Source organism: Bacillus sp. cl96, from assembly GCF_900100505.1.
GTDB classification, from domain to species: domain Bacteria; phylum Bacillota; class Bacilli; order Bacillales; family Bacillaceae_G; genus Bacillus_A; species Bacillus_A cereus.
This window is the reverse complement of the sequence record NZ_FNDM01000026.1, coordinates 1-15,909: the sequence shown is the minus strand read 5'-3', so window position 1 is coordinate 15,909 and position 15,909 is coordinate 1. Positions and strand designations below refer to the sequence as shown.

The window sequence follows — 15,909 nt, the reverse complement described above, 5'->3', positions numbered from 1 at the left end:
CCTCCTGGAACACAAATTTATAATTACCCCATTTGATAAGCCAAGTCCAAAATCAAAGTTCTATATGTGATATGGTTTTAACATACTATTATTCCAGGAGGTTATATTATGAAAAGCACAAATGAACAAACTGTTTTTTTATACGAGTCTCTCAATACGGATTGTTATCAGTTAAACGTTGCAAATAACGGACCAGGATTCAATCATTTTGATTTGTATGTAGACCATGCCAATAAAATTTTTCACATCTTTGATTCTCTAAATTATTTAGACCCTGATTCTGGTACATCCGCTGATCAACATGCTTACTGCGAACATAATAACCTAATGCAACGAATTTGCACTTCACTAGGGTTAAATCATGAAACGTATTATAAAGCTGTAATCTATAACCCAAGTTCAAATACCGAAGGCTTCTGGACTGAACATTATGATGTTAAACGCTATGATCTAGAATCCATTAAATACAAACCATTTGTCCAAAAGGCAAAAAAAATAAGTGGCGTTGAAAAATTAACTATTAGTTAACTTTTCCCCTTAAAAAGAGCAGTTCTTGATACTTAAAAAGAACTGCTCTTTTACAAGCATTCATTCTTCTTATTATATTCCATTTTGCATGTTTCCCTGTTGAACCCTGGGAGCAATTTATCGATGAATTACCCATGAAAGAAAAGATAATCGCCTTAAAATCGCAATCTCGGCGACACCATTCCCACAAAATAAAAACACAAATAGCCCAGTAAGCAAATTTCATTTTCAGAAATGCTCTAACTGGGCAATAGCATCCAAACTCCGGATCAGTATGTACATATTCACATGCTACTTTCTAAGCGCGCTTATAATTTGCGAGCTTTCAAGAAAACGCAAAGGATATTTTACGGCGCCAACCTTTTTCCCTACTTTGCTTACTATCGGTATTGACACAATTCCAATAATTTAAACATTTAAAACTTTGGCGTACGAAATTCACGAAATGCTGGTGGTACTCCATATAGAACTTATAATATTCGTTTCAATCTTAAAAGGTCAGATTGTTTTGATAGACTTTTCCCTACACTTTAATGATAAGTATCATATATATTAGTAGAATAGAATGCATAATTAATCTGTTGGAGGAAATACCATGCCAAATGAAACTAGTTTTTTCAAGAAATACAGAAAAGTAATTTTGAGTATTATTATATTACCACTCATCGCTTCCTTTATTGCTGCTTACTTGATTTTTGGAGATTTAATTGAAGCCGTTCTCAAAATGTGGGATTATCGGGGAAAGCCTAATATAACTGCTAGTTCTGTAACAGCTCTTTCATATATATTTACAATCTTAGTCGCAATTTACGCTTTATGTGCAACAACTTTTTTTAGTAAGTTAGTATGGAAAGTAAGTGAGAGTAGCTTATTAGTATCTCAACAACTACAGGACTTGGAAAAAACTCGTGATAAAGAAATAGTAAGAGAAAATGCACTTATTGTTTATTATGATCTTCAACGAGGAATTTCAAATTTAAGATATATATATATAAATTGTGTGCTAAACGGAACTGAACCTAAAATAAATAGAATTTATTTTAGCGCCGAATGGATTAAAAATGTAGCTAATTTAAGGGATGGCCTTACAAATCAAGAGTTGAATAGGGTTTATAAATTGTATGAACAATTTTACGCTTTACAAAATATACTGGAAGAATATAAAGCAAATGAAATAAATGATGAATTAATAGAATTTATTGAGAGGCTATCCAAGGAAGTATTCGCTGATTTTATTCCATTCTCATTAATGGATCAAATTAAGGTGTCTTCAGTTGATGAATTAGTTGATATTGATTTATATATTATATTACAAAAAATTTATAGTCTAACCTTTATTTCTTCCGAAAAGCCTAAGGAAAAATTAGTGAACGGAAAAACTGTTTATGAAACATATATAGATGGAGTACTTTTTTTTGTAGGTGATAGCCCAAAAGCATTTATAGGTAATGGAGCGCTTTATAATAGTAATGGAAATATAAAATGTTCTGGTCACTTTAATTCAAAAAAGTTTATTAAAGATACTATTTATGGATATTATGAATCTACAATAAAATGTTATGAGTATACATATGAAGAACAATTAATTAAAAAAGGAACTTTATATAAATTGACTGATGATGGCAAGAATGAATATTTCTATAAAGGAGAATTTAAAAACGGTAAAGTTTCAAACGGAATTACAACTTTATTCCATAAAAACCAGAAAATCAGTTATCAAGGAGAAATTAATCATCGTAATCTAGAAGGAAGAGGAACATCTTATAATGAAATGGGGCAAAAAGAATTCGAAGGAATTTGGAAAAATAATAATCCCCTTAATGGTACGAAATATATTTCATATAAAAAAGTATTTGAAGGTGAATTTAGAAATGGGCATCCATGGACAGGAACAGCCGATGGTCTAAATTTATCATACAAAGTTAAAAAGTTTAAAGGAGAATTATATGAAGGTCAGCCTATAAATGGAACAGGCTTATTTTTCAATACAGACAAGGAAGGGCAAACTTTATCTGATCTAGAGGCATATGAAGAATGGCAAGAAGAAAATGCGGAGGAACAAGCTAGAGCTGAAGAAGACCCAAAATATATGGAGTCTCAAATTGAGAGTTATGCAATCATGGAAAATAACAATCGCCGTCGAACTTATGTTGATTGGACTGAATATATTAACGCTGAATGGAATGAAGGTATTGTGACAAAAGCCGAGGATAAAGAAGTGAATAAAACAATACTCTAAAAATTGCATTTGAAATATAAGAAGAACTTGTAGTGATTTCTACAAGTTCTTCTTTATGTTACCCATGAAAGAAAAGATAATTGTCTTAAAATCGCAATCTCGGCGACACAATATAAACTATTTAGACATCACTTTTGAACCAACTTGAATCTTGATGTTTCTTTTAGGTTCATTTAGTTGCATTTGATTATAAAAATTAATAATAGAATCAATTTGAAAAATACGAAAGTTCTCGCTTGAAATGTGATATTGTTTATTGGTTACAAGCAATATCGATGGGAAAATTTTTGTATTTTTAGGCTGCCACGATTGTTTTTTCCATTCATCACTATGAAAATACATTTCATACCTTCCTATTTTCTTTTCCATAACTTTATTACTGTAAACTGAATTTTGAAATTCAATAAAGAAAGGGGCTCTATGCCATATTGCAAAAGCATCTGGTTCCATAAAATTTTTTCCGTATTTCGGCTCCACTTCAAATATTTTTGGCTTTTCATAGTAAGCAAGCTGTTTGTAAATATCTACAATACCTAAGAAGTGCGACAACTTTTGACTCGTTTTTCGAATAGTGTTGTGCTGTGGGAAGTATATGTACGGCTGTTGTGACACATTCACATCTACATAACCATCCCTTCTTAAACGCTTCATTACTGTATTACAGCAAGTCACACCGTTTTTTATACCTTGAAAATGCAAATCAATAATATCATCCCTGGACATACATCTAAATCGTTGTAAATCATTTAAAATTGCCCTATCTCTAATCTTCATAATTTAACACCCCGAATATAGGAGTCTCTTTTTGTGAAGGCTCTTGAAGCTTCATATTCTCCTTAGAAACCCGATACGGTTCAACGATTAATTTCGCCTTACTCAATTCCAAATAGGGAGCTTGCACTTTCTTTAATCCGTTTAATTTTAAAATTAATTGGCCAGATTGTTCTAATTGCTCTGATCCAGGTGTCCCCATAATATTACTGTTAATTGAATCCGCACATTTAAACCCCGCTCTAACCGTCATATTTAGCTTCAATTTACCATCTAATACTTTTGCATCTGGCCTCTGCATACTTAACAAAAGAAACACTCCTAGTGATCGTCCGACAGCTGCTATCTTTTCAATTGTATTCATACAATCCTTTTGATTTTGTAACATAGCCACTTCATCAATTCCAATTAGTATATATGGCTTTTGATTACCAGGAGACAACCTATTATACTCATCGATATGATCAACTTCGTATTCTTCCATGATCTTTCTTCTTTCTCTTATCTCCTTCCAAACTTTTTGAATCATAATATCCATTTCAACTTCTTCCATACAAACTTGTTTTACATGCTTCACTCTTCGCAAGAAATGAAATTCAGAGTTCTTTAAATCCCCTAAGTACAAATGTAATTTATCAGGAGACATATAATGTATGAGCGTAGATAAAACGACACGCACCATACTGCTCTTCCCGCTTCCCGTTTCCCCTGCAATTAAAAGATGAGGTGTATTCGCGCCCGCCATATCATATACAACCAGGTTTCCCGATTGATCGCGTCCTACCACTATAGGAATACTATATTTTTTTAATAGTGGCTCCCACATTTTATAACTATAATTATATGGCTGCATTCCTGTTTTTGTATGAAATACATTCAATACAAACCTTTTAATATTACCTTCAATCTCAGTATTTGCCCCAAATACTTGCTGAAAACAAAACCACTTTTTCTTAATCATCGCTGGGTCTAATCCATTTGGAATTGTAAATACATACCTTGTCTTTTCATTTGAACAAATAACATCATGGATTTGAGGATATATAATAAGCTTTCCCCCTCGTGTTTGATGCTCAATATATAAACCACTCTTATCAAATACCTCTATAAGCTGATTCTTCAAACTTCGTTTATATATCCAGTCTTTTATAATCCCCATATAGTCCTCCTAAAACATTATTATTGTTCTAATAAGCAAATAACCAATTAAACAAATTCCACTTATACGGGTTCCATGAAAAATCACATCACTGATAAATTTAGCTTTAGTTATATAATCTTTTCGTACCAGGTACTTCTCCAATAAAACTGCACCGATCAATACACTACCTATTGCCCCAACTGCAATATAGGTACCTATCATTTGATCTGACATATGAAGAAAAGCCAATGGACTTATTAAATTGTATTTTTTTACTTGTCGTTTACTATTCTTATACGATCCATCTACAAAAGAGCATAATGGAATTACTTGTTTTCTTATAAACATAACCCTGTCCCCTTTACTATTTATCGCATTCTACGCAATATTCCGAACAATACTTCTTTCCTTCCCATCTCCAAAACAACCAATCTGATAAAAGACATTTACAATACTCACAAGTTTCTTCAACTCTCATCCTGCTGCTCATACTTTATCCTCCTTTATAAACAAATTTCAAACTACTGATTACAAATGGATTTATGAACCAAAAACCATGATAGGGTAACTTTAATAAGTACCTTTATAAATACTTTGATAGTTACTTTGGTACATCATATTGCGTACAGCTTGTACATTTTCTTATTTTTTTTCTTAGTTATAAAATTTTTTCCTGAGTTTAAAAAAATGAGAAATAGGCCAAGATGTTTATGAGGTGATACAAGTGTACGGGCTGGGGAAAAAACGCACAAAATTTGGCCGTTTTCTTGATCGAAATGGAATAGCACAAATCGAACTAGAAAGAACATCTAAATTAAGTACTGGTACTATTTCTAAACTTTGTAATGACAAAAGATATAGACCTAAATTTTCAACGATAACTCAAATAATCAAAGGGTTAAAAAAGTTAGGAAAACATGTAGATGAAAATGATTTTTGGATATAAAAACGAGGTGTATCTAGACACTTATTAACGAGGAAAAAATAAGTAATTGAAATCATCATTTAATTGTTATAAAATATTTTAGTCATATACTCCAGTATTTCATTGATATACTCATAAATAAGAGTTCTCGAAAATTAGCCCCTTGGAGCGCACGCCAAGGGGCTAAAACATTATATAAATACGTAACAAATCAATTAAAACTCTCATTAAATACTATAGAATGAACCCACAATCATACATATGTAAAGAAGTATTATGATAGCTAATCCATAGAACCCATAAAACCAAATTTGATCTGAAACATTTTGCTCAATGCCAAAATAAGCATTTACCCTTTTATAATTAGTAGATATAAGATTAAAAATTCTCTCCAGGGCTTTCTCCTTAAATTTAGATTGTGCTAAAATAGATTCAGAAGGTGTAATTTTAACCATTGGGTGTTTCATCGTCATTCATCCTTTCTAAGATTATATTTTCATGTAAGAGGAAGGTGTTTTCTTATGCTGCCAGGCGTGGAAACATCTTTCTCTTTTATTTTTTCTTTTAGCTAAATTTACATCAAATCAGATAATACATTTCATGTTTTTTACGATTTAGAGAAAACAAAATCATAAAAGGCATCAACTGTATTTTCCAAATTATATTGTGAAACATGCTTTTCTAACGCTTTCATCAACTGTGGCTTTTCATCTTTAAAATGAATTGAATAATCCATAAGAAAACTCCAGTTCCAGGATGGAATTGCTACTAAACAACTATGTTTCATTTCATGTTCACAAAAATATACTGTAGGTGATCCGTAGTTTTCTAACACTTCAAAATGTACAGCATCCATATTAATTCCCCCTCTTATTTGGGCGTTCTTGTGATTTTAAAATAATCCATGTCTTACCTATTTTTTTAGCCATTATCTCTTTTCTTGAACATAAATTTTTAATATATCCGGCGGATAAATCCCATTTTTCCGCCGCTTCCTCTACTCCCATAACATCATCTAACGCATTTTTTCCATTTATATAATCTACAACAAATTGTCTTAACTCTTCTGCCGGTTCAGTTGTCTTTTCATTAAACTTCTCCCAAAGATCATCCGGCAATCTAAATTTTGCCTGCATTAAAACCCTTCCTTTCAATTTCACAATTATATTTCCGGGCCAGTTCAGAAGCATATTTTAAAGCTGAATGTCGTTCTCTACCCGAAAATGTTTTTTCATGTTCATATGAACCATAAATCTTTTCATTTTCAATCCATTCCTTTGAAACAATTGGATGTAAGATTAACTGTACATGATACATTACTCTACTATTTGAATAACCTCTACTACTTCTTGTAATCCTAACTGTTTTTGTAAACTCTGTATTCATGACAGTTTGAGCATGTTCAAAAATCCCCATTTGGTATTCTTTCAATTTCTCAATTATTTCTTCTAATCTTTTTATATCCCGTTCACACATGTCACTATACTGCTTTAAACGTTTTATATCATAAATGTGTTTGAATTTATCAAAATTTGCACTTATATACACTTGGCATCCTCCTATTATAAGATTTAAGGGGAGAACCCCTTAAACCTCAAGCTTTGGCTTTACTTTTTTAATCCGTTTCACTTCATGCATAGAGCGAATTTCATCAAGAGAAAATTCTTTTTTATGAAACTTCTTATACTCTCCTTCATACCAAAACCAAGCTTTTTTCCTGGATGCCCATTTAAAACCTAAATCTTTCAATTCTTTTTTCAATGAGTATGTATTCCCTGTTATCCAAATCCAGGTACCAATGATCTCAATTTCTAAATCATATTGAATCAGTTTATCGATGATATCTTGATATGCTTTATTATTTCCCTTGCCACCATTTAATTGTTCAAATAAATCATCATATTCTTTTTTCAAATTAATAAACTCTTGATGGCTCCCACCCAAATCCGGATGATATTTCTTAGCTAATTTCTTGTACTCTCTTTTCAATTCTTCTACGGTAGCGACACTCTGAAAAAATCTCATGGTCAACATCTCCTTTACATTAATGTGCGATATCGCACTTTCTATAATTATCTTAACATGCGATATCGCACATTTCAATAGTTTTTTTCAAATTGAGCAATCTTTCTTTATTTCTAACCGTAAGTTACGAACGTCAATGTTATTGATTTACAATAAAAATAGCCACCCATACAAAATTATGAGTGGCCAGCATTATGGATATTTTTCCCGAAGGGATTAATGACATTTCCTATCTCTATTTTCTTTTTATTCTTTCAATGCTTATTTTCGATTCTTTTTCTAACGGGGGTACCGCCAGCATTTCGGAAAAAAACCACGCTAAGAGAATATATATAAGAAAAGAGCCAGAATTTACCCCGCTAAGAGTAAATCGGCTCTTTAATATATAAAGGATGCACAGAAAAACCTAGAGGGGTTCAGCCGAGATACTTGTAGAAATGGGTCATAATCATACATTATTTTACAAATACATCTTATCTTGAAGGTATATGGATTATATAAAGTTAAAAATATAGTGTTAAACCCAAAAAAACACCATAATAGTGTTCACGGTGTTTTCCATATTAAAAATAAGACTATTATTTAAGTACTCTGAAACTGATTCATATTGTAGAAATATCCATTTTAAGATAATGATACGCTTCAAAATCTTCATTAAATATATCTGTAACTAATTTTATAGCCTCCGTATCATAAAAGCTCTGATATGTCGGCAGCCGAGGGAAAGATGGATCTGTAATGTCAGCTTCAGCGTAGTTTCCCTTATGAATCATCTTAGGCGCCTGATGATGCCATGATCTCGTTAATGTGTCTAGTGGGATAGTCTGTAAGTTATATTTGTTTTCTATTTTTGAGATTTCATTAGAGAAATTCTCTAAATATATATAATTGGTTACAAACTCTTCTTCTCCTTGAATATATTGTTGTGAATAGTGTGGATTAAGATAGTCAGAATCTGCCCCATTCGCGTGAAGATAATGTAAAAAATGTTTAAATGATTTTTTCTTTTTGCATGTACTGTCGTTATAAATAAACTTTCTAATAGGTTCCCACTCTGGATTTTCTATACCTGGTGGAGCAATAAGGGGTCACCATACCCAAAAAAGAAAATTGTACATTTAGACAAAATTTAGACACATTTAAACTGATTCCTGTACGTTAAGGAACCGATTACTTAGTTTACTACTTTTTTTAAAGAATCAAATAGTGAAAATTTCGTGGAAATTTGCTTAACGTAAGTTTTATATCAACTATTACGTTGGAGTACAGCCAAGGTACGTGTATTATCTACTATGAAAATCAGGAATATTTAAAGTATTCTAAGAAGAAGAATTGAGTGATAAGCTACGTTAACTACTTGATATCTTAACTAAGTAAATTATGTATTTAATGTATTCAAGGTAGTGCAATGAGAAGGTATCGAATAACCTTGCTTGGATAAACCGTGTCTCTTAAGAGCTCCTTAAGGCGCGTCCGTTACCTTGAGGGCAACGAACGGTTGTAGACTTCGATGTTGCAAGGATCGTTGTCAAACAAATTGTTTACATGTATTCAATGTAAAACTCTTATTAAATTAAGGTTTTTACTCCTAAGTATAGATAACATGTATATCTCGTCTGTATCCCTTTTTGACTTGCTCTTGATTGACCAAATAAGTCAAAATACCTTTCTAAATTTCCCTCTGATATTCCCCCTATTTTATCTTATTCAAACTTGCATTCCAATAACCCATTTCTCATACGCCTGTTTCTAAAATAATAATTTAAATTGGGACCTCTGAGAGATCCCAATTAATTAAAAAGTAATGTCTCCTCTTGTTACATCATTTACAATTTTTATACTAATCCCTCTAACATCTCGAAGACTTCTAAATTATTTTTTTGGTAGTTCAGGGAATAAATAATGTAATATACAGATGGTCAAACGTCTGGATTTGCCTTTATACGGATATATATGCATATACATCGATGGATTAAAGTTTGCCTCAATAATTCCATAAGCATTTTTATTAGCTGCAGGAACTTCTGTATTTTCAATAATCAAATCAATACCACTAATATTTGCTCCAAGTGCCGACACAGCATCTACGGCAATTTTCTTATAATCATCGGGAATTTGATCTGTCATATCAATTGAGTCTCCACCTGTACTGACATTAGAATTTTCTCGCAGAAAAACAATTTCATCACTTGTTGGAATAGAATCTTTTCGATACCCTTGAGCTTTAAGCATTAGGACCTCTAATTCACCTAATTGTATATTTTCTAAAGGTGTTCTATGGTCCATTCCTCTTAATGAATTCAGGTTCTTTTGAGCGACTAACTCTTCAATCGTATGTGAACCGTCTCCTATAACATTGGCAGGAATTCGTAATAAAACGGCAGAAACTTTGCCATCTAGCACAAAAAATCGATATTCTGTTCCATTAATAAATTCTTCTATTAATACTGATGAGTCCTCTTTAAATGCTATTGTGAGTGCTTTTTGATAGTCTTCGTAACTTGCTCCGTTTTCTTTAAAGATAGATATTCCTAAACCATAATTTGTTGTTTTTGGTTTAACGACAAAAGGCTTTCCTGCAAATATATCATAGGAACGTAAGGCTTTTTCTATATCACTAAATTCCTCACCTATTGGTACACGAAATCCATGCTGTTGAAGAATTTTCTTTGTTACTGTTTTATTTTCCATAATTAATGGTGATATATAACTATCTTTACTTGTCATATTCCCATTTTTCACATATTCAACATGATTTCCTAACTGTAGTTTTAAAAATTGATCTTGTCGATCTAAAACGTCTACTTGTAATCCTTGTTGAATAGCATCAAACATTAAAATTTGTGTAGACAACTCCATGTCAGTAAATCCTGATAGTTGATATGGTTTATCCCATGCTTTTTTATAATTTTCTTTAGCAATACGGGAAGCTACCTGACTTTGACTACTTTTTATAATCTCTTTATAAAGTCTTCCAGCTAAAGTCTTACTTGGATCTGTTAGCATTTCTCTCAAGTTAACAAATAAGGTATTCGAAACAGTTATGTCTAACAGCCCTGTTAAATGTTCCATCTCATCAATAATACGCTCAGCATCTGTTTTAAATTGCGTATGTTCTAACGGATGTTCAAGAGCCACTAAATTATTTTGAAAATCACCGATTTTTACCCATTCATCATTATTATCGTCTTGATCAATCCAGAGTAAATAGATGAGGAAAAGATGTAGAAATTCTGCTTGTTCATGGCTAATTCCATATGTTTCAAAAGGATTTAAATCTAGGTTTCTTAATTCAATATAACGAATCCCATGATTTTTTAAATCTGAAACTTGAGGACCGCCCCTTAAACGGACAGATGCATAAAATTCTTTTTCTTCTAATAAAACCCCTTTACTTACCAGCGAAGAAAGATCAGATATATAGTTCTGTAAACTACTATAGGATACTTGAACATCATTTTCATTACTATAACCATATTTACTATTTCTAATGCTTCTTACGGCGTCATTTAAAGGATTTATTTCAAAGAAATTCTTTTCACTACTAGGAGAAGCACCGAAGAAATAAGTTATTAACCATCGATAGTGTAAATAATTCCTTGTGACTTTCAGATAAATTTCTGTTTTAAATTGATGATAATCTTTTATTTCTGATTGTAATTCAAATAATGCCTGAATCAAATTATCGCTAAATTCAAAATTGTAATGAATACCACTAATCATTTGTTTTCGTCGACCATAAGAATTAGATAAATATCGACGATATAAAACATTTTCATGATTATTAAGTTTCGCAATAACAATATCTTCTTCTTTTTCGGGCAACTGTGGTGGCATGCTTAATGGCCAAAGCATTTCGTTATTTCCCATAGAACGATAGGCAACATCATGGATAGCTGCTAAATAATTAAATAAATCTCCTAGTGTCTCAGTAACTGGTGTGATTAATTCCATTTGTGTTTCAGAGAAATCTCGCTGAATATAAGGATGTTCATCTCTTACTGAAATACTTTTGGGATGTTCCGTTTTAGCTAAACTTCCTGATAGGTCAACTCGTTGACTTTCTTTTTCAACTCCAAAACGTGCTTTTAATAAATATGGTTTAATACGGTCATTGTTTAACATTTTTTTCATTTCCATACAAACTGTACCTCCCATCAACTCAAATATTTGATATAGAAATAGCTAAAATTATAACCATTATTTTTTTGAATTTAGCATTTGGATATTAATGGCCAAAGCATTTTATTCTTATCCACGGAAAGAGAAGGGATTTCACGAATAGCTGCTAAGTAATTAATCATGTCTTCTAATGTTTTAGTATTAGGCTGAATATATGATCTTGTATCTCTTATCGAAAACGGTTTAGACGTTTCAGTTGAACTTTCAAATAAGTCAACTTGTCGATTTTCCTTTTCAATCTCATAACGAGATTTTAATAAGGATGGTTTAACACGGTAATTAAATAACATTTTTTTAATCCACATGAACTCTTCCTCCCAATTTATTTGTTTTTACAAACTATATAATATGACAAAATATAACAATCAAAAGCACCCACATCTCTACATGCGGATACTTTTGTTACTATATTTTGCTGTAAACTTAAATACTTCATATGCCATTGGAAGTGGGTATTGTTGTAAATAAGAATCATCTTAAATACTTCATATGGAAAGAGAAATGCTCATTTAAGAAAGTGGAAATAAAGAAGTAGCTATGATCATAGCCCTCCATTTTTTTATAAGTTACCATTTGACTATTTTTTTGAGCGTTCTCTAAGAAAATATGTTCTTCCAATTGTTTCGGATAAAACTCGTCTTGACTACCTTGCATAATAAGAATTGGTGGAATAGTAGCTTCTTTAATTAATTCTGAAGCATCCCATTCTTTCCAAGAATCTTTGTCTTCACCTAAATAAGAGGTGAAAGCATTTATTCCCCATGGTACTTGACTAGGAGTTAAGATTGGAGAAAAAGCAGAAACCGCTTTGAATCTCTTAGCATTTTTCAAACCGATCACTAAAGCCCCATGTCCTCCCATTGAATGCCCCATTATGCTTTCTTCACCTGAAAAATTAGGTACTATAGTCGAAGCAATGGATGTTAATTCATCTACGATATACGAATACATTTTATAATGCTGTGCCCAAGGATCCTGGGTAGCATTTAAATAAAAACCTGCCCCTTGTCCAAGATCCCATGCTGCAACATCAGAAACGTATTCTCCACGTGGTGAAGTATCTGGCATAATCACTGCAACTTGATGTTTTTCAGCCAAACGTTGAAATCCACTTTTTTGACTAAAATTATCATCTGTACAAGTTAAACCAGATAACCACCATATAAGTGGAATTTTTTTCTTTTCTTTATTTGATGGTAAGTAGATACTAAATTTCATATCACATTGCAAGACTTCGGAATAATGGCTATACTTACGTTGCTCTCCTTCGAAAGAACGATGTTGTTCAATACATTTAAGACTCATTATCTCACTCTCCGTAAGTTAAAATCGTACGAATGGATTCACCTTTGTGTAATAAGTCAAATGCCGCATTGATGTCTTTAAATTCTAAATGATGAGTAATAAATGAATCTAAATCAATATCACCATGCATATAATCTTCGACCATTTCTGGAAGTTCAGATCTTCCTTTAACTCCACCAAAGGCTGATCCACGCCATACTCGGCCCGTTACTAATTGGAATGGACGAGTATGGATTTCTTTACCAGCACCAGCTACTCCGATAATAATACTTTCGCCCCAACCTTTATGACATGCTTCAAGAGCGGATTTCATTACTTCAACATTACCAATACATTCGAAGCTATAATCCACGCCACCATCTGTCATTTCGACTATAACTTCTTGAATTGGGCGATCATAATCTGCAGGATTCACAAAATCAGTCGCTCCCATTTTTTTAGCGAGTTCCCATTTTTGGGGATTCAGGTCAACTGCAATAATTCGGCTTGCTTTTGCTTGAACCAATCCTTGAATAGCTGCTAATCCAATCGCTCCTAAACCAAATACAGCTGTTACAGCTCCTTCTTCAACTTTTGCAGTGTTGTGTACAGCACCAATACCTGTAGTCACACCACATCCTAATAAAGCAACTTTATCTAACGGAGCGTTTTCATCGATTTTCGCTAAGTTAATCTCATTAACAACTGTATATTCACTGAATGTACTAGTTCCCATGTAATGATAAAGGGGCTCTCCATTATAAGAGAAGCGAGTTGTTCCATCAGGCATTAAACCTTTACCTTGTGTTTCTCGTACAGCACTACATAGGTTTGTTTTACCAGAACGACAGAATTTACATTCTCCACATTCAGGTGTATATAGTGGAATAACATGATCCCCAGGTTTTACTGAAGTAACTTCATCACCTACTGAAACGACAACACCAGCACCTTCATGGCCTAATACAGCAGGAAATACTCCTTCTGGGTCGTCACCTGATAATGTAAAAGCATCTGTATGACAGACAGAAGTATATAGTATTTTTACTAATACCTCTTTTGCTTTTGGCTCTTCTACATCGATTTCTACGATTTGAAGTGGCTCCCCTGGCTTAAATGCAACAGCAGCTCTACTTTTCAATTGAATCCCTACTTTCTTTTTTTATTGTTTACACCACTAAGATTACACTTTATAATTTTAATTACAATACTGACAAATTTGTCACTATAAACATTTTTTTCGCGAGAGGAAGGTCAAAAATTATGGTTATTCATTATAAGGACAAGGAATTTTTCACTGGAAAAGATTTAGCTTTATCTGTGATAGGAGGGCGTTGGAAAATAGCAATTATATGGTGTTTGTTACAACGTTCGCCATTAAGATTAAGTGAAATACAAAAAAAGCTGCCTGAAGTTAATCAACGTATGTTGATTAGACAATTAAGAGAATTAGAAGACGATAAAATAATTACTCGATGTGTATACCCCGTAGTGCCTCCTAAGGTTGAGTATGAACTTAGTGAAATTGGTCATCAACTAGAGAATGTTGTAACAGCCATCTGTGATTGGGGAGATGACTTTAGTGATTTTGTAGAAAAAGATTCGGACGAACTTAGTTGAAGAAACAAGTAAATATCGATTCATTAAAAATAGTGCGTAATTGTATGACTTAATCCATAAATTTGCATACAAAAAACCGATAACTTTGCATCGAATGCTGTAAAGTCATACGTAACGACTAGTTAAGATAATTAACGAAAATATACGCTAAGTAAATTTCGACATAAAATGAGCCGAATTTCCTACTCTAAGGGGTCCCGCCAACCAAATGACATAAAACCCACGTTAATAAATTTTATGGAAAATAAAAATCCGGTTTTCCTGTATTAAAAAATATTTTACAAAGAAAAAGCTGATTTCCTTATCTTAAAGAAAATCAGCTTTTGGCGTAGTTATTAATTTAGAGGTTGATGGGGTTCAGCCGAGATACGTGTAAAAACGGGGCATAAGCTGTAATATATTTCCATTGTTGGGTTTTTAGATAAAAATATCTACCTCATGATTAACAAAAAGCTGATTACCTATGCGCTATAAATGAACTGCCCCAATTGTTAAACAAAACCTAGCAATTGGGGCAGTTCATAGTTATCATTTGACTCTTCTAGTGACCTTCTCAAGTAAAGCACCCTTTGGTTGAATAAGATTTATTTATTCATTCCCATCAATCGCTTAATTGTTCTTATTTGGGGTACAGTCAGGAAAATGCGGATTTACAACGCTAAGCCCATTTCCCCGACTATTCCCCCAGTTTTAACAACGTTAAGAAAGTTTCAAGGGTCTTAAAGAATCTAACGAGACCATTTTCTCCGAATTAAAATGGTATTCTCCAAGTAAATTAATATGTTCCCAACCTAGAGGTGACATATGGTGCAATAATTCTTCATTAAAACTACCTGACCGTTTTTGATATTCAACTGCCTTTGTTAGATGTAAAGTATTCCAGATACTGATGGCATTGATAATGATGTTTAAAGCACTGGCTCTTTGCAATTGATGCTGCATGGTTCGTTCCCTAAGCTCTCCTTGTTTTCCGAAGAAAATAGCTCTTGCCAGTCCATTTATGGCTTCTCCTTTATTCAATCCTTTTTGTATTTTTCTTCTTAATGATTCATCCGAAATATAATTCAAAATAAAGATCGTTTTTTCTATTCGGCCCATCTCACGTAAGGCTGTAGCCAAGCTGTTTTGTCTTGAATAAGAACCTAATTTCCCCATAATAAGGGATGCTGAAACTGTTCCTTCCCTTATAGAATG

17 protein-coding genes and 1 pseudogene are annotated in these 15,909 nt (G+C 32.7%); 4 read left to right on the top strand and 14 right to left on the bottom strand.

Going from position 1 to position 15,909, the window contains the following annotated elements; all coding sequences use genetic code 11:
- Positions 1–108 precede the first annotated feature (108 nt).
- Together BLT20_RS28675 and BLT20_RS28665 are read left to right on the top strand one after the other, a co-directional pair.
- The gene (locus tag BLT20_RS28675) at positions 109–528 is read left to right on the top strand and encodes a hypothetical protein (protein WP_061685298.1); all 420 of its coding nucleotides are present in this window, start codon (positions 109–111) and stop codon (positions 526–528) included.
- A gap of 595 nt (positions 529–1,123) precedes the next feature.
- The gene (locus BLT20_RS28665) at positions 1,124–2,767 is read left to right on the top strand and encodes a toxin-antitoxin system YwqK family antitoxin (RefSeq protein WP_061685300.1); all 1,644 of its coding nucleotides are present in this window, start codon (positions 1,124–1,126) and stop codon (positions 2,765–2,767) included.
- Between the two features lie 117 nt (positions 2,768–2,884).
- Here BLT20_RS28665 and BLT20_RS28660 read toward each other — a convergent pair whose 3' ends face one another.
- Genes BLT20_RS28660 through BLT20_RS28650 form a run of 3 tightly spaced genes read right to left on the bottom strand, consistent with a single transcriptional unit; the run spans position 2,885 to position 5,027 of the window.
- Entirely contained in the window at positions 2,885–3,541 is a 657-nt protein-coding gene (locus BLT20_RS28660) for a replication-relaxation family protein (protein WP_061685301.1), read from the bottom strand.
- Positions 3,531–4,697 carry an FtsK/SpoIIIE domain-containing protein gene (locus BLT20_RS28655; RefSeq protein WP_061685302.1) on the bottom strand — a complete coding sequence of 389 codons (1,167 nt, stop codon included), beginning with the start codon at positions 4,695–4,697 and terminating at the stop codon, positions 3,531–3,533. The genes BLT20_RS28660 and BLT20_RS28655 overlap by 11 nt, the downstream gene beginning before the upstream one ends.
- 9 nt (positions 4,698–4,706) lie before the next feature.
- Positions 4,707–5,027 (bottom strand): hypothetical protein, encoded by a 321-nt coding sequence (locus BLT20_RS28650; protein WP_061685303.1) that lies wholly within the window; start codon positions 5,025–5,027, stop codon positions 4,707–4,709.
- 376 nt (positions 5,028–5,403) lie between these two features.
- Here BLT20_RS28650 and BLT20_RS28645 point away from each other — a divergent pair, with 376 nt between their 5' ends.
- Positions 5,404–5,625: a helix-turn-helix domain-containing protein gene (locus BLT20_RS28645; protein ID WP_061112665.1), complete on the top strand. Its 222-nt coding sequence runs from the start codon at positions 5,404–5,406 to the stop codon at positions 5,623–5,625.
- A 206-nt stretch (positions 5,626–5,831) separates the two neighbouring features.
- Here BLT20_RS28645 and BLT20_RS28640 read toward each other — a convergent pair whose 3' ends face one another.
- From BLT20_RS28640 to BLT20_RS28595, 10 genes and pseudogenes are all read right to left on the bottom strand, one after another.
- Complete coding sequence (locus tag BLT20_RS28640) at positions 5,832–6,071, bottom strand: DUF3961 domain-containing protein (RefSeq protein WP_061685304.1); 240 nt, start codon at positions 6,069–6,071, stop codon at positions 5,832–5,834.
- A gap of 140 nt (positions 6,072–6,211) precedes the next feature.
- Positions 6,212–6,460, bottom strand: coding sequence for a YueH family protein (locus tag BLT20_RS28635; RefSeq protein WP_061685305.1), 249 nt, complete (start codon positions 6,458–6,460; stop codon positions 6,212–6,214).
- A 1-nt stretch (position 6,461) separates the two neighbouring features.
- Positions 6,462–6,740: a helix-turn-helix domain-containing protein gene (locus tag BLT20_RS28630; protein ID WP_061685306.1), complete on the bottom strand. Its 279-nt coding sequence runs from the start codon at positions 6,738–6,740 to the stop codon at positions 6,462–6,464.
- Positions 6,724–7,152, bottom strand: coding sequence for a hypothetical protein (locus tag BLT20_RS28625; RefSeq protein ID WP_061685307.1), 429 nt, complete (start codon positions 7,150–7,152; stop codon positions 6,724–6,726). Before BLT20_RS28625 ends, BLT20_RS28630 begins: the two co-directional genes overlap by 17 nt.
- A 39-nt stretch (positions 7,153–7,191) precedes the next feature.
- Positions 7,192–7,629 (bottom strand): J domain-containing protein, encoded by a 438-nt coding sequence (locus BLT20_RS28620; RefSeq protein WP_061685308.1) that lies wholly within the window; start codon positions 7,627–7,629, stop codon positions 7,192–7,194.
- Positions 7,630–8,231: 602 nt separating this feature from the next.
- Positions 8,232–8,714, bottom strand: a pseudogene (locus BLT20_RS31215) (RNA methyltransferase); the annotation flags it as partial.
- A 787-nt stretch (positions 8,715–9,501) separates the two neighbouring features.
- The gene (gshAB, locus tag BLT20_RS28610) at positions 9,502–11,769 is read right to left on the bottom strand and encodes a bifunctional glutamate--cysteine ligase GshA/glutathione synthetase GshB (protein WP_000425291.1); all 2,268 of its coding nucleotides are present in this window, start codon (positions 11,767–11,769) and stop codon (positions 9,502–9,504) included.
- Between the two features lie 74 nt (positions 11,770–11,843).
- Entirely contained in the window at positions 11,844–12,116 is a 273-nt protein-coding gene (locus BLT20_RS28605; protein WP_000264853.1) for a hypothetical protein, read from the bottom strand.
- 166 nt (positions 12,117–12,282) lie between these two features.
- Positions 12,283–13,116, bottom strand: coding sequence for an S-formylglutathione hydrolase (gene fghA, locus BLT20_RS28600; protein WP_000053341.1), 834 nt, complete (start codon positions 13,114–13,116; stop codon positions 12,283–12,285).
- Between the two features lie 4 nt (positions 13,117–13,120).
- A complete protein-coding gene (locus tag BLT20_RS28595) occupies positions 13,121–14,236 on the bottom strand; it encodes an S-(hydroxymethyl)glutathione dehydrogenase/class III alcohol dehydrogenase (protein WP_000842153.1) in 1,116 nt (371 codons plus the stop codon).
- A 122-nt stretch (positions 14,237–14,358) separates the two neighbouring features.
- Here BLT20_RS28595 and BLT20_RS28590 point away from each other — a divergent pair, with 122 nt between their 5' ends.
- Positions 14,359–14,715, top strand: coding sequence for a winged helix-turn-helix transcriptional regulator (locus BLT20_RS28590; RefSeq protein ID WP_000234699.1), 357 nt, complete (start codon positions 14,359–14,361; stop codon positions 14,713–14,715).
- Between the two features lie 699 nt (positions 14,716–15,414).
- On the opposite strand, the gene BLT20_RS28585 is transcribed toward BLT20_RS28590, so the two are convergent.
- Positions 15,415–15,909: Tn3 family transposase (locus tag BLT20_RS28585; RefSeq protein WP_141770001.1), on the bottom strand; the 495-nt coding region annotated here is incomplete at its 5' end.